At 40.4% G+C, this 15,909-nt stretch carries 12 protein-coding genes and 2 pseudogenes; all 14 read right to left on the reverse strand.

Annotated features, from left to right (window positions below):
* Nucleotide 1: 1 nt before the first annotated feature.
* On the reverse strand, nt 2–1,252 hold the full coding sequence (locus P40081_RS26430; protein ID WP_042139183.1) for an AraC family transcriptional regulator: 1,251 nt from the start codon (nt 1,250–1,252) through the stop codon (nt 2–4).
* A gap of 140 nt (nt 1,253–1,392) precedes the next feature.
* Entirely contained in the window at nt 1,393–1,629 is a 237-nt protein-coding gene (locus tag P40081_RS26435; RefSeq protein WP_042139184.1) for a hypothetical protein, read from the reverse strand.
* A gap of 27 nt (nt 1,630–1,656) precedes the next feature.
* On the reverse strand, nt 1,657–2,106 hold the full coding sequence (locus P40081_RS26440) for a glycoside hydrolase family protein (RefSeq protein ID WP_042139185.1): 450 nt from the start codon (nt 2,104–2,106) through the stop codon (nt 1,657–1,659).
* A gap of 92 nt (nt 2,107–2,198) precedes the next feature.
* Nucleotides 2,199–3,620 carry an MFS transporter gene (locus P40081_RS26445; RefSeq protein ID WP_042139186.1) on the reverse strand — a complete coding sequence of 474 codons (1,422 nt, stop codon included), beginning with the start codon at nt 3,618–3,620 and terminating at the stop codon, nt 2,199–2,201.
* Nucleotides 3,621–3,828: 208 nt separating this feature from the next.
* Nucleotides 3,829–4,137, reverse strand: a pseudogene (locus P40081_RS36690) (SDR family oxidoreductase); the annotation flags it as partial.
* Nucleotides 4,101–4,223, reverse strand: coding sequence for a hypothetical protein (locus P40081_RS40140; RefSeq protein WP_269323287.1), 123 nt, complete (start codon nt 4,221–4,223; stop codon nt 4,101–4,103). The pseudogene P40081_RS36690 and the gene P40081_RS40140, both read right to left, overlap by 37 nt.
* Before the next feature lie 112 nt (nt 4,224–4,335).
* Complete coding sequence (locus tag P40081_RS26455; protein WP_042139187.1) at nt 4,336–6,591, reverse strand: glycoside hydrolase family 3 C-terminal domain-containing protein; 2,256 nt, start codon at nt 6,589–6,591, stop codon at nt 4,336–4,338.
* A 403-nt stretch (nt 6,592–6,994) separates the two neighbouring features.
* Nucleotides 6,995–8,287 (reverse strand): glycoside hydrolase family 1 protein, encoded by a 1,293-nt coding sequence (locus P40081_RS26460; protein ID WP_042139188.1) that lies wholly within the window; start codon nt 8,285–8,287, stop codon nt 6,995–6,997.
* Between the two features lie 30 nt (nt 8,288–8,317).
* A pseudogene (locus P40081_RS38705) lies at nt 8,318–8,641 on the reverse strand (glycosyl hydrolase); the annotation flags it as partial.
* A 9-nt stretch (nt 8,642–8,650) separates the two neighbouring features.
* Nucleotides 8,651–10,417 carry a family 43 glycosylhydrolase gene (locus P40081_RS26465; RefSeq protein WP_042139189.1) on the reverse strand — a complete coding sequence of 589 codons (1,767 nt, stop codon included), beginning with the start codon at nt 10,415–10,417 and terminating at the stop codon, nt 8,651–8,653.
* Nucleotides 10,418–10,512: 95 nt separating this feature from the next.
* On the reverse strand, nt 10,513–11,400 hold the full coding sequence (locus tag P40081_RS26470; RefSeq protein WP_052422021.1) for a carbohydrate ABC transporter permease: 888 nt from the start codon (nt 11,398–11,400) through the stop codon (nt 10,513–10,515).
* Between the two features lie 15 nt (nt 11,401–11,415).
* Complete coding sequence (locus tag P40081_RS26475) at nt 11,416–12,366, reverse strand: ABC transporter permease (protein ID WP_331281682.1); 951 nt, start codon at nt 12,364–12,366, stop codon at nt 11,416–11,418.
* 242 nt (nt 12,367–12,608) lie between these two features.
* Nucleotides 12,609–14,168 (reverse strand): ABC transporter substrate-binding protein, encoded by a 1,560-nt coding sequence (locus P40081_RS36695; RefSeq protein WP_052422022.1) that lies wholly within the window; start codon nt 14,166–14,168, stop codon nt 12,609–12,611.
* Nucleotides 14,169–14,282: 114 nt separating this feature from the next.
* Complete coding sequence (locus tag P40081_RS26485; protein ID WP_042139190.1) at nt 14,283–15,872, reverse strand: response regulator transcription factor; 1,590 nt, start codon at nt 15,870–15,872, stop codon at nt 14,283–14,285.
* Nucleotides 15,873–15,909 lie beyond the last annotated feature (37 nt).

Here is a 15,909-nt window from a genome sequence, read left to right on the forward strand (position 1 = left end):
CCTACAAGAAATTGTTTTCAGTTTTCAAGCGATAACGTTTTGGTGTAATTTTCTGATAGCGTTTAAAGACTTTAATAAAATGACTTTGATCATAAAAATTGAGATGATTTGCTATTTCAGAAATTGATAAATCAGAATGTAACAGCCATTTCTTGGATTCATGCACTTTTTCTATAAGGATGTGTTCTGAAATGGATACACCCACCTCTAGTTTAAATAATCTTGAAAGATAGCTTGGGTTTAGATTTACCATATTAGCTAGTTCATGCATCTCAATCTTCTGGTATAGATACTTATGAATATATTCTTGTGCTTTGTACACTGGCTGTGAGTATTGGGTTTGTTTGATTGTTCGCACACGCTTTGCGTACTCTATACTAACTTCCTTCAGCACCCCAAATAGATCATTAAAGTCAACTGTGGATTCAATGCGCTGAATAAAAATTTCACTTAGAGTGTAGGCCGTTTCTGAATCCAGTCCCCCGTCTATGGCCGCCCGGCATGCTAATGTTACTGCAGTAATCGCCAAATTCTTATCATTTCGAACTTTATTGTTTTTGGCTATGACCGGCAATTCAACTTGTTGTTGTTGATTGGCATCATGTAACCGTTCAATTTCTTCCAAACGTCCGCCTTTTATCAAATTCAAAAACACTTTTTCCTGGTAATATTCGTGATGGTGCTTTCCCATTAGCCGCTCTTTTAACATCGAAGATTCTATACCCGTTTCATTTACAGCAGCTTTTTTGTCAGAATAATTATGAATGGCGATTTGATTTACATCTAGCCTAACCTTATAAAGCAAGTAGTGAAATAATTGAGCGATATAAATCATTTTGGAACTATCATGTAAAGGCAGTGAAAGTAAGTATCCCTGGACGGCCTCCTTTTCACCAATAGAACCCTGACATTGATCTATTAACTGATTTATTATGTTACTAGTTATTTTCGTTGTGACAGATGGTCCCAGAGCGAAGCTGATAGATGATTTCCCTATACTGCTTGTCTTAAGGCAGATATAATGTTCGACACCATTTAAAGTCACAATGAAAGGAATGCCGCATAATTCATTTTGAGCAAAGAGTTGTTCAAATATAAGGTTACAATCGGAATACAGCGGGTGCTGTGGGACAACGGAGTTAAATGGATTATGAAGATTACCACCCATTATTTTTGTTAATACCATTCCTGTATTGAAAATTAGTAGTTGTGCAATATAGTTCAGTTCGTTTTCATCCCAGTTTTGAAGCATCTTAACTACCCCTCACCTTAGTGATAACATACAAATCTGATTAACAAATCCTGTTTAACCAAAGAACCAAGAAAAAGTCCCAGCAGGAGACATGCGCTGCTATAGCACATTCTCCCTGCTAGGACGTTGTAATGCCAACCCTATTCGTTCTTTGCGTATTCAGAGAAGTGGACAGATTCTTCCTCGTTGCTACACACAATTTGGCCTCCGGCGTAGAGAGAAGAGTCGCTATTTGCTATAGATTGCAGTAACAATTGAGTTAGAAGTGACTTCAAATTAAGCACATCGCCTTCATCGGTTTTGTAATACACATCATCCTTGCATAATTTCGCCTTGCTGATCAAATCCGACAACTTCACACCATCTTTTAAGTACATAATATATCCCTTCTTTCTATTATTATCTTATTTCGGCTCCTCGTTACGTCTCATAAAGGAGGCCGCAGCTCCCCTCATGTTCTTGATCATTTCTTGCATGAGATCCACTTGTACTTCATCCGGATATTCCGCAGGACTCCATTCTTCTTTCCATTCAAACAGGCATATCCTCATTGAATTTGATCGGCAGCCACACATTAGTTGCAAGAGCAGTATTCGTTTTACCCGTGGCTGCAACCTCCATGGTTGTACCATCCACCGATCCCCTAAGGCCATATATAACTCCTTGCCTGGAACTTTGAACACACTGCTGAACTGACAATTAAAGCTATCATTATTGCTGTCGTCTATACACGGGTTGCCAAGTACATTCCACGGTCCATGAATCAAGTCTGCTGTGGCAACCTTACTCGGGTTAGGGAAATAATCGGTAGTACCTGAGGTAATCAAATAGAACTTCCCATCTTTGCGGAACATACAAGAAGCCTCTCTTGAGAATGGGGCACCCTGATGTGGAAAATGAGCCGTGTAATGGCCAGCAACATCTGTGTAATCACTGGTATAATTTTCTATTCCTTGACATCTTCGTCTTGCTTATTTCTTCGCTCTTCGAGTTCCTTAGTAATTTGAGCTTGCTTATCCTCAGTAAGATCAAACCAATACACGGATAATGTAAACAGCATAGCAACGGCCGGCACAACACTCATTAGTATCTTAAGGCCAAGCAATGTTCCGCTGGTTTGTTCAACTCCGCTTTGATATCCGATCACAGCCAGCATTCCGGCAGTTATAGCACCCGATATAGCGGTTGCAAAGGTTTGTAAAAAACCCTGAAATGAAGCCATAAATCCGTTTACGTTCTTTTTGGTCTTCCATTCTGTATAATCCATTGCAGCAGGCATCATTGTACCCTGGGCCGGACTTGAGATTCCTGCAAAGAAAGCGATTACAGCGGCTAAAACCATATACATAATCACTCCGATAGATGAAGGGGGAAGTGCGATAGCAGCAGCCGTTCCAATGACACCTACAACGCCGGAAATAACCAGATTATTTCTGATTCCTACACGTTTCGTGAATTTTGAACTCAGCGTTACACCAAGCATTGTCGGAAGCAGACTGACCAGTCCGACAATAGCTAATAAGCTTTCATTATGAAAATAATATTTAAAATAATAAATACTTGCTCCCGATCGAATACCGTTAGTTAAATTCACGCCAAAAACAAACAGATATACAATAACAGCCGTTTTGTTAGTAAAGACAGACACAAACATTTCTTTTAATGAGGGACCTTTTTCTTTTTTGACCGGCTTGACAACATATCTTTCTTTAATCGAAATCTGCTGATACATGGCTATTAATACGCTTACAACAGCGAAGCCTCCCATAATCAGCGAAAAACCCCTGGCATCATTTCCGCCCCCTAAAGCTTTATAAAGAGGCTGGACCGCTATTTGCGACAGCAATGCTGCAATAATAACGACAAAATATCCGATTTGCCCCATGGATAATCTGTCATCAATACTTTTTGTCATAGCAGGTTTAAGTGCAGTTGTAGGCGCTGAAGTAACTGACAGGAATATACTATAAAGTACATAAGTAATGGTGGCATATACTACTTTTCCATCAAAACTTATATCCGGAACGGTATAGGTTAACCAACCCATAATACCTGTTCCAATACCAATCGCTATTACCCATGGCTTGTACTTCCCCCAAGGCGTTGTCACTTTATCAATAAAAATTCCGAATACCGGTGTCAAGACTGCATCAAGAATACGGGTACCCAAAAACATTCCTGCTACATAAGCCGGACTAATTTTCATGATGTCCGTATAGAAAAACAGTAAGAATAATTGAACTACTTGCAGGTGAAATGTTGCAGTACCGTCAAGGACGGTAGCCGAGAATTTTTCACCAAACTTTAGTTTTCGATCCAGGTCTCCTCCGACAGCATTTACATTAGTAACTTTCTCAGTTGACAGCATATGAACTTCCACTCCTTTATTCGCTATATGCTGATTTTAGCAAACGCTTTCTTAATCGGTATTGCATCTATGTAACATTGAATACACAATAGTGTCCTTCGCGAAAAAATAACTGATTTACTGCTTGTCTGCGCGCAAATACAAAGAAAAAAGCAGCCGCCTATATAGGCATGCTGCTTCATTATGATCGTCACAACCAAATCAGATATTAATAAGCTGTCCAGCCTCCATCAGCTGCAATCATAGCTGCATTAACAAAACTGGAATCCTCTGAAGCAAGGAAAAGGGCAACAGTCGCGATTTAAATAGGCTCAACCGGCTCGGACCGCTGAGTTCCGGCACATTCCCTGAACGTTTGCATACCGTTCATATCGATATTCCCCAAAGAATGGGCTATTGGGGTACGCACGCCGCCGGGCGCAATGGCATTACAGCGGATTCCGGACTTGGCGTACATATAACCGACATTCTTGGTCAGGCCTACCATGCCATGCTTGGCAGACGTATAGGCAGCGCCTCCTTTACACCTACGGCTGTGCCTCCGGCCAGATTGATCCAATACACTACCTCAGTGATGGCATCCCCATTCAGGTCCGCAACCACAACCTTGGCGCCTTCTTTTGCATAGCTCCGCTATACCCGAACAGTATCCAGAGGATTTCTCTCATCATCCCTTAATCCGGTACAGGAGTGCTCACACATACGTCCTCATTGTTTAATTGCTATTCAAGGTTTCTAGAAGTTCCTCCAGTTTTTCCCTTGGAAATCCACCATGAGCTTCCACGATCCTTAGTTTTAGGCTGTGTAACAGTGACTCCAAATCCATTCCGAATGGAGCGTCAGAATCTGAACCTCCAAACCCCATACCTTCTATGATCTTTGAAACAAGTTGTTTTCCCGCTAGTTCTGCACCTATATCGCCGAGTGTCGAATCTAACGTATATTTTTTATTTATTTTAACGGTTGAATGTACGTAAACCGTCTCACTTAGTTCAATATCCATGGACGACTTGCCCATAAGAATCTCAAATTCGCCGCTTTCCACAACCCAATCTTTTAATTCAACATGATAATAAGCAAATGCTCTTTTTCCTAATTTAAAAGTGACTACCTTCTCTTCGCCTGGTTCCAGAGCAACCTTTTCGAAGCCTTTCAATTCCTTAACAGGTCTAATGACACTGCTAACTACATCTTTCACATAAAGCTGAACCACTTCTTTACCTGATCGATTGCCTGTATTTTTCACTTTTGCGGTTACTGTTACTTCTTCTGTATCGTTAATCTCCTTTTTATTTAGACGGATATCTGAATACTCAAAGGTAGTATAGGAAAGTCCATGTCCAAATGGAAAAAGCGGTTCCATTTCCACTTTATCGTAATATCTATATCCGACAAATAAGCCTTCTCTATACTCCACTTTATCTCTTTCACCCGGAAAATTAATATAAGATGGAGAATGGCTTAGTTTTTCAGGGAATGTTTCAGCAAGTTTCCCGGATGGGTTTCTGTCACCAAACAAAAGATCTGCAACTGCACCGGCCATACCTTGCCCGCCCAGATAGGCTTCTATGATGCCCTTTACCTTATTTACCCATGGCATTTCTACTGCTGATCCGTTTAACAGAATGATAATGGTATTTCGCTGCGCTTCGGCTACAGCTTCAATTAATGCATCTTGATTTCCAGGAAGCCTTAAGTGCTTTCTGTCGACTCCTTCTGCATCGTACTTTTCAGGCAATCCGACAAACACAATTGCCACTTCCGCTTCACTTGCAGCCTTTGTTGCTTCAGCTATGATTTCATCGTTGATTTCATCACTATTCAGGGAGTAACCTTCCGCATAGACTACTTGAGCATCTGTACAAGTGCTTTTAATTTCATCATACGGAATATCCAATTTTGTTGGGTTAACCCGGGAACTTCCTGCTCCTTGATATCTTGGTTTTTTAGCGAAAGCGCCAATTACGGCAATTTCCCCCTTCTTTCCAAGTGGAAGAATTTGATCTTCATTTTTCAGGAGCACCATACTCTCCGCTGCGACTTCTCTGGCTAGTTCATGGTGAGCATTTCTATCATAGGTTGCAGTTTCTTTCTTGCTATCTAACGCTTTAAAAGTGATTTCCAAGATCCTTTCCACTGCAGTATCCAGTGTTTCAACAGACAGTGAACCGCTGCTAACAGAATCAATAATCTTCTTAGTCCCTACTCCGTTGCTTGTAGGCATCTCAAAATCCATTCCTGCTGACAATGCTGCATCCCTTTCACTTACAGCACCCCAGTCAGAAACAACGAAGCCTTTAAAACCCCATTCATCTCTAAGTACCTCCGTTAATAAATTCCTGTTCTCTGAACAAAATTGGCCATTAATTTTGTTGTAGGCAGCCATTACCGTCCAAGGCTGTGCTTCAATAATAGCCCCTTCAAAGCTTGCCAGATATATTTCTCTCAAAGTCCGCTCGTCAATAATAGCGTCAATATTAAATCTTTTAGTTTCCTGGTTATTTGCGGCAAAGTGTTTCAGAGAAGTCCCTACCCCCTGACTTTGAACTCCCTGAATATGCTTAGTTGTAAGTTCAGAAGAAAGATAAGGATCTTCTGAAAAGTACTCAAAGTTTCTTCCACAAAGTGGTGATCTCTTTATATTGGTACCTGGTCCAAGAAGAATCGATACTCCTTCAGCTTGACACTCTTCACCAAGTGCTGTCCCAACTTTTTCAATAAGTTCTCTATTCCAGGAGCTGGCAAGTCCTGCTGCAGTTGGAAAGCAGGTTGCAGGTGCACTGTTATTGAGTCCCATGTGATCTTCGGCACCCGTCTGCTTTCTCAGACCATGCGGTCCATCCGTCAACATGATAGATGAGATTCCATGTTCAGGCAAGGCTATGGTATTCCAGGCACTTATTCCTGAGCATAAGCTTGCTTTCTCTTCCAATGTCATTTTGGATATCACTTCTTTTATGTCTCTGTTCATATGAAATAACTTCTCCCTTTACCTTGTAGTTTATTTCCCAGTTTCAAAAATTAGTTATCCTTTAACAGTAAAGTCTTTGAGTAAACGTTCAATTAAATAGATTATAATTTTTATCACCATTTAAAATATGGTAGGATTAACAGAAAAAAAGTCATATTTACAGGCAATCATTAAATACTAAAAAAAGCGCTGGTATTGGTCTTATACTCCTGCTCTCCCTCTATTACTCCATTCCGTGGATCACTAGAGATATTAACCGGAATACCGTGGGGAAGTCTCTCAACACTTCTATAAAAGAAACACTTTCACCCAAATTAATGGTCCATTTTGATTTTTGTAGACCGTATAGTTCGGGTTTTCAATCTTAGAATAAACGATGGTATGTTAGCATCTCCATTTCCTATTACTGAATTCCAAACTTCTTAATGTTACCTAACGTCGTCAGACTTTCCTTTGGATATCTTGTTTGTGTTGTACGGTCAACAGAAATTAAACCAAATGTCTGAGCATACCCCAACTGCCATTCAAAATTATCGAGTAATGACCAATGGGTATATCCAACTACAGGGATTCCTTCTTCCACACACTGGAGAACACCCGATAAGGCTCTTTCGATAAACTCTACTCTTTCTTTGTCATCGGTAGTTGATAGCCCATTTTCTGTGACGATGATTGGTTTATGCCAATACTTTGACACATAGCGCAGAACTCCCGATAATGCTTCCGGGTAATATTCATATCCCATTTTAGTTAATCTGGCATCCCCCTCCAACTTTACCGGCCCGTTAGGTCCATAGACTTTTCGAGTATAGTTTTGAACACCAAGGAAATCATCATCTTGGATATAGGGGAGATAATGAAGAAAATCGTCATCCTGTAACGCTCTTACATACTCCTCGCCACCCGGCAAAGTTTGATAATCATACAAAGAAAGCGTGACACCCACTTGAATGGCAGGATTGACCGATTTAATCACCTCTCTTGCTTTTTCGTGGCATTTCATAATAATCAAATCGCCATTTTCAGTACGGGGCGCCAAAAAGGTATGCACATTCTGTGCATCTGTTCCAAAGGCTTCTGCTGCTGCTTTGTAATACTCTTCCATTCTCTTTTTCATATCCATATTGAGCCCAACCTGAACTTCTCCACTTTCTTGCTTAGACTCACCAGCCATATTGCTCATCATATCTTCCATGACTCTTTTAATCTGGATTCCCATATTAGCTTCATTAATTGTGCAAATATACGGAATCAAATCCCCTAATTCTGAAACTACAAATTTACAATATCGTCCAAAATGTTCAATAGTCGTTTCGCTTTCCCATCCACCCTCTGTAATCAGCCATTTAGGTGATGAAAAATGATGCAGTGTTACAATAGGGGTAATTTCCTGCTCATGACAAAAATTCAAAACCTCCCGATAATGCTCAATCTCCTGTTGATTATAGTTACCTAGCGACGGTTCAATTCTAGCCCATTCAATTGTAAATCGATAAGCATCTAGACCTGCATCTATTAAAAGTTTTAAATCCTCTTTGAATTTAGAATAATGCTCCATTGCATCCATAGATGACTCTTTAAATGTGGATCCGGGTATATTCTCCAATACCCAAAAGTCGCTATTTGTATTATTACCTTCTACTTGATGGGCAGATGTGGCAGCACCCATCAAAAAATCACTGTTAAACTTCCTCAAAACGTTCCCTCTTTTCTATATTTAATAAATGGCTTTTAGTTCAGAAGACAAGTACGGATCTTCAGAAAAGTATTCAAAGTTTCTTCTGCATTTCGGTGATCTTTTAATATTCGTACCGGTTCCAGGAAAAATTTGTATTTCTTCTGCCTGACACCCCTCGTCAAGTGCATTACCAACTAGTTTGAATAGCCCCCTGTTCCATGAGCTAGCAAGTCCTGCTGCGGTCGGAAACAGGTTGCCGACACACTTTGGATCAGCCCCATATGGTCTTGAGCACCCTTTTGTTTTCTTAAGCCATGCGGCCCGTCATGCGCCTATGCCAGAACATAAGCTTACTTTCTCTTCCAAGGTCATGCGTAATTACTAAATCGCCTCGTAAACTTCGCCTTCGGTTATCCCGATCTCATTAAAAGCATCCACCCGGACATATAGCGGCTGACCTTTGATCAATGCCTTAATTACCATCTGATTTCTTCCGAATATCATGTGACTATGATACAGCTTATCCGGAGTAAATCCCCAGAGCACGTTGTAACCGACCGTTTCAACACTCTTCCAGGAAACCGAAAGATCAATGTCACCTAAAAGTTCGAGTTGGATTCCGCTTGTTTTATCAGGGAGTGCTCCAACACCAATCCCGAACACGCGAAAACCCGAAATACATGCCTGTTGGTTAAAAGGAAGCTCCTTTACAATGCACCGGAGATACCTTGCCTTTATTCCGCCTTCATTCACTATGAGATCATGTGACAAATCAGTATTTGTATCCGACTTATCCTCAATTACAAAATAGTCTTTTCCGTCTACAGATCCTTCGAGAATCCATCTGGTATAGTGCTGACTTTCGTCGATGAATCGTCCCTCTGTCATAGCGGCTCCCTCTGGAAGCGAAAGATTTAACTGATCGTCGGCAAAATTGATTTGTACGGCATGTACGTCGCATGAATACTTCAAATCTACTTCAAGCCATTCTCCGGAAGCACTAGAAGCTGCTTGCCACCATGTTTGAGCATCCTCATCCATCGCTTTCGAAGCTTCTTTTCCTTCCATAAAGGATGATGCCTTAGCGGGTTTATTGTAAGACAACAGCATCCATTCCGGATTCTCCCATGGATTCATCTGTGCCTGTTCGATCCTGAAGGGCCAGTCTCCAAATCGCTGATTACAGAATAATTCCCCGTCCTTATCGAAACCTGCAGGCCATAACCCCAATCTTCTTTCAAAAATATAATTGACGCTGATTCTCATGGTTGAAGAATGCCAAAGATTCCCGTATTTATCTTCCATTGTCGATCCGTGCCCAGCACCTGGAATGAACCCCCCCGGCTTGTAGGAGAAAGGATTATTATTCGCCAGCGTAAACGGTCCTAATGGTTTATTGGATACGTAGACCCCATCCGAATAAACGTTATACTCCGCCCCAGGGCAAGAATATTGAAGATAGTATTTTCCGTTATGCTTATCCATCCATGCGCCTTCAATGTATGGATCATTCCCTACCGCCTGTCTAATCATATTCAGATGCTCATCTGTACTACCTGGATTTCCATTTGCATAGCCTTGCACTATCTCCTCAATTTGCTCAAGTGTTCTTGCGATATGATTTTCGCCTTTTCTCTCATAACCAATAACCGTATTATTGCTATAGATTAGTTCTAGCGGCTCCCCTTTGGGTTTCATATCCCTTGGATCGAGCTCGACCCCATAGATAGGCGTTTGACTGGAACATCCCCAGTAAAAATAAACCCTTCCATCATCATCTACAAATAGATTTGGATCCCAGAATGGAAATGTCCCTTCTATTTCCTCAAACTCACCGCGAATCGGATCTTTTGTTCTGTAAAAAGAGCAATTCTTCGATTGATTTGATGCAGAAAAATACATATATTCCCCTATAACCCTCACATCCGGAGCATAATCATGAATTGGCAAACCCCGCAAAGGGTAGAATTTCCAGTCATGCAGGTTATCGCTTGCAAGAAATCCCGCTGTCATTGAGGGAAACAGAAAGTATTTCCCATGAAATAGAATCATAGAAGGATCTGCGGCTTCCCTATAAGTAATCATCTTTCCTCTTTGTTCGATAAACTGATATTTGTATTCCATGTTAATCGGATTGCAAACGTACATGTTTTATACACACTCCCTAGAATTATCAATTTTTTGTTTTAAAGTACTACTATGCTTTTGCTCATATGAATCCTCCAAATGTAAATCTTTCAATTTTACTCTTTGACTGCTCCGGCCGTAGCCCCTTTAACGAACCATTTCTGGAAGATCGGGAACAACATGAGCATCGGTAAGACACCAACAACGGCAATAGCCATACGTATGGTAACTGATGGCAAATCTGCTGTCGTTACCGCTGTGCCTACATTGTTCTGCTGTAGAAATTTAATATTCTCGTTAATATTATTTAATATCGTTTGCACACTTTGAATTTTGCTGTTCGTTGAGAGAAAGTACATCCCGTTCATCCAATCGTTCCAATATGTTAAAGCAACTGTCATACCGACAGTGAAGAACATCGGCATGGACAAGGGAATCGCGATCTTGTAGAATATTTTAAATTCAGTGGCACCATCGATTCTCCCGGATTCCACAAGTGCTGCAGGCAGAGTGTACTCAAAGTAATTTTTAAACATGACTACAAAATACGCATTCATTAATAGATTAGGAAGCATCAAGCCCAATACAGTATCCTTAATATGGAATATTTGTGTATATACAATATAAGTGGCTGTCAAACCTCCATTAAACAACATCGTGAAGATCAACAGGAACATTAGCACCTTGCGTCCCGGTAGATCCGGCTTACTAAGCGTATACGCAAGCATTGAGGTTATAAAGACACCGGATACGGTACCGACTACGGTAACGAATATTGACACCAGATAGGCTTTCCCGATTACTTCCCATTGCCCGGCGATATATTTGTAAGCTTCCAGCGAGAATTTCTCTGGAAAGAAGCTATAACCGTTTCTAAGTGCAGTTGTTTCATCGGTGATCGAGGACATTAACAACAGAATAAAAGGTGCTACTGCCATAATGGACAGGATAATCATTACGACATGTCCAGTTATAGACCATTTTTTTTCTTTAATATCTATCATATTGATCACTCCATCTCAGAATAGGGAATCTTCCTTGCTATATTTGCGAAGAACAATATTTGAGGCCACAACCAGAATGAAACCGACTACTGACTGGTATACGCCTGTTGCTGTTGACATCGTGATATCACCGAGCTTCATAAGCGCCCGGAATGAATAAGTATCAATTGTTGTTGTGCTGTCATACAGTGCACCCGAATTCATCGGAACCTGATAAAATAATCCGAAATCGGAATAGAATATTCTTCCGATGGCCAAGACAGTCATCAAGATAATAACTGGCTTGAGAAGTGGTAAGGTAATATTCATAATTTGTTGAAGTTTCGTTGCTCCGTCCATCTTGGCAGCCTCATAATAATCCGAGCTGATGGTGAGAATTCTCGCTGTATAAAACAGTAAGTTGTATCCTATTGCCTTCCATATATTTACGAACAGGAGAATATAGGGCCAGTATTTAGGCTCGGAATACCAAGACACCAGATCAATTCCTAATGGTTTCAAGATGGAGTTATTGATGAACCCGGTTTCACTGCTGAGAAATGCAAAGCCTAAATAACTGACGACGACCATTGAAATAAAATAAGGAATCAATATGGCAGATTGATAAGCCTTGGCAAACTTTTTATTAATGATCTCATTAAAGAGAATCGACACCACAATGGCAACGACTGTGCCTACCACAATAAATAAAAGATTATACAGAACCGTATTCCTTGTCATCATCCAAGCATCGTCGGTTGTGAAGAGGAACTTAAAGTTGTCAAACCATACGAACTTACCCTCGAAAATGCTACCGGAAAAATCAAGATCCCGAAACGCGATTTGCATTCCGTACAAAGGCAAATAATTGTTGATGAACAGGTAAATTAACGCCGGCAAAGCCATCAGATACAAAGGAATATAGGACTTCCAATTTATCTTTTTTTTACGTGCGTTGGGCAAATTCACATCTGTTGTTACTTTCACTCATTCCGCCTCCCAATTTGTGCATTCTGTGAAGTATTTGATCTCCTACTGGACTTCCCTATCCTATCTTACACAGGGAATGAAACCTGACGTTATACATATGACGACGCAAAAGATATCCTTTTCCGACTTGATGATTTCTTCATGTCTGGAAATAAAAAAAGAGCTGTCCGCCTGTAAAAACACTACAGAAAGATAGCTCCAGTTCTTATTACACCAGATTCTATGACAATAGAAAAAGTTTACTTACCGTTTGCTGCGAGCCAAGCATCTAATTGTTGCTGTTTTTCGTCAATAACTTTTTGCAGGCCTGCAGAATAAAGACTCTCGTTAAATTTCTTTATCAACTTATCCGGATCTACAGAACCATTGCCGATCACCTTCGAATATTGTTCGGAAACCGCATCCAATGCCGCGATTTCCGTTTTCACCGGCGTTGGATCGAATAGAAAACCATAAGCTGGAGACTTCACCGTATTGTCATTCCATTCTTTCAGTTTTATCTTATAATCTTCAGGGCTAAATCCACTCGATTCTACAAATGCTGCACTAAGCGGTTTTTTATCATAATCGCCGAACATCAACCAGTTGTTCTGATTGTAATTCGCATTTTTGGTTTCGTCCACGGTCCCATCTGCGTTAAGCTCGTAATGTTCACCTTCTATGCCAAATTGTAACAACGTGGATAGCTCTGCGCTGGAATTCAGCAAGTTAAGAAGTTGTATCGCTTTATCTGGTCGTTTACTGGACGATGCTACTGCCCAAAGGAACAGCTGTGAGTCAGTGGTAGTAAGAACAGGCGGATGCAAAGCTACAGTTTTTTGCTCGATTGGTTTTAAACTGCCTCCATTAAATCCCACAGAACTAGCCGACGTTGCAAAAACCTTTCCATTGTACAACAAAGTGCTGCCATCGTCTTGTGAGGTGCTTACGTCCTTGGAAATGTACCCTTTCAGGTACCATTCCCGAACTTTTTTCACCACATTAATCCATTGCTCCGACTCGTACTCATTTATGACTTTCATACCACTGTCATCCATAAGCCCTCCATATTGATTGCCGAATCCATCGAAATAAACTAAGCTACTCGCAATATTGGATGAGCTTACTTCTGGCGCAATCATGGTCATGTCGGGTTCGCCTTCATTAATTTTCGCAAAAATCGGGTCCATGTCAGCGACCGATTTGATCGAGGTAATATCGATGTTGTACTTATCCATGATGCTTTTATTCATATTGAAGCCAAATGTATTTTTTTGTTCCACTTTTTGAGGAATAGCAAATTGTTTCCCACCAAATTGGCCGGCACCAAGTAGGTTGCCAAGTGTTTCTTTCAGCGCTGGCCCCCACTTCTCAAGCTCTTCGTCAATCGGACGAATCATTTTATTGTTAGCAAAAGGAGCAAGATATCTGTTTCCCGGCATGAGCATCAAAAGATCTACTTTCTCTCCGCTTGAAGCTTTGAGGGCATAAGTATTCGCCATGTTGTATAAGCTAACGCCTTCGAGATCGACTTTCGCATTAATTTCTTTTAAGGTAACCTCATTTAACTTTTCTTCAATTTTCGGGAGGTCTGGTTGCTCTTGCCCCAGAACCGCATAGTTAACTTTGATCGTATAAGGCTCTTCATTAAAATCAATTTTTCCGGATAATTCACTATCACTTTCGTTTGAAGCGCTTACATTATTTGGAGCCGGATTTGTCCCATTGTTGCTGTTACCGCTACTCTTGTTGTTACTGCACCCAACTAAAGATACCGCCAGTAAGGCAGCCAATAACGCTGGTGTGATTTTCTTTTTCATTTAAGTTCCCCCTTATAGTGAATAATCTCTTGCCTGTCTTCTCTTTATTATAGAAAACAGGTGGCAGTTAACGTTATACATGATCCGACTTAATAGATTCCGAATTCCGACCAATTACTGTGTGACGTTGCTAATTTTGAACTTCTGGGGAGACATTCCAGTCTCTTTGGTAAAGATGCGATTGAAACTCGAATAATTATAATAACCGACCAGCATGGCAATTTCACCAATACTTTTGTCCGTATGAATGAGAAGTTCTTTGGCTACTTCCATTTTTTTATTAATCATGTATTTACTGATGGATAAGCCAACTTCTTTTTTGAATATTCTTGTTAAGTAATCTGCATTCAGATGAACATTGTTAGCAATATGCTCCATCGAAAGCTCCTCCGATAAATGAAGATGAATATAATCCTTCGTTCTATCGACTGGATTAACGCAGTTTGTGTTCATCTTATCAAAGTTCTGCATACGATCCATGGCGTAAGTCACCCAATGAAGAAGGGCTGCCAACGACTCTGAAGCTTCCCCTAGTATTTGGTTTGATAGCTCATCACCAAACAGTTCATTCACAAAAATATGGCGGCCTCTGGCAAATTCAAAAATCAAAAAGTAAAATTCCATCGTAAATTTTTTAAGAAAATCACGTGTGATCCTCTGACCATGAGATAATAATTGTTCCCTTATTTCATTCAAAATCTGGACATATCTGCCTTGTAGCATCCAATCTCTCCATCGATTGATAAGTGTATCGGTAAGTATAAAGCCTTTTTGGTTACGTTCTTGATATAGAAAAAATATATCCGACTCATGAATCACATTGTTAAAATCCATCTCTTGCAGTGACTCAATAATAGCCGGCATTTCGTAAATATTGTTTTTTCCTCCTATATAACAACAGATGATTTCCTTAATATGCCATTTTACCATATCAGTCAATTGGCGGCAAGATGCGTCAATCTTTTTAAATAGATACTGTTCCTCTATACCCGCTTCCATATTCAGCATAACCAGAATTGATGTATCAGAAAAAGGAATGACCTCTTTTTCAGTTTCCGGAATAACGAGAAATTCCTCCGTTATGTTTCTCAATGCATACTGCAGTAACTTCTGATCTTCTTTCGTAACTTGTTCAGTCCATTTCTTGGTAACAATTAAGATGGGAAGATAGGAATTCTCGAGATCAATACCAAGTCGTTTCTGCCGCAAGTAATTCGTCAAGCTATCTTTATTGGGTGCAATATCACCAAGAAAAAAATCTTTCCAAAACTGTTTAATTACTGATTTCTTGTTTTGAATCCAAGAGTTGCTATTCTCTTTTAAAATTCTCTCCATTCGGATTTTCTCCATTGTATTTTCAAGAACGACCTCCACTTTAGGGAAGTCCAACGGCTTCAGAATATAATCAACACTGCCCAATTGCAGGGCATTTTGCAAAAACTGAAAATCAGCATGGCATGTCATAAAAACGCATTTTACATGCGGGTGGTGCTCGTTAACCCATTTCAACAGTTCCAACCCTGAACCCATTGGCATTTCAATATCGCTAAGTAAAATGTCAATTGGACATTCACTGAATCTATGAATCGCTTCTTGTAAACTGGCAGCTACATAAATATTCTGGACCCCTACCTTGTCCCAATGAATTCCGTTTCTCACAGCTTCAATCGCACTTAATTCGTCATCTACGATTAACACATTCATGTTCGGTACCCTCCTGCTGCCGTTTTGACATCCATTC

The organism is Paenibacillus sp. FSL P4-0081, from assembly GCF_000758565.1.
GTDB lineage: Bacteria > Bacillota > Bacilli > Paenibacillales > Paenibacillaceae > Paenibacillus_AQ > Paenibacillus_AQ phytohabitans.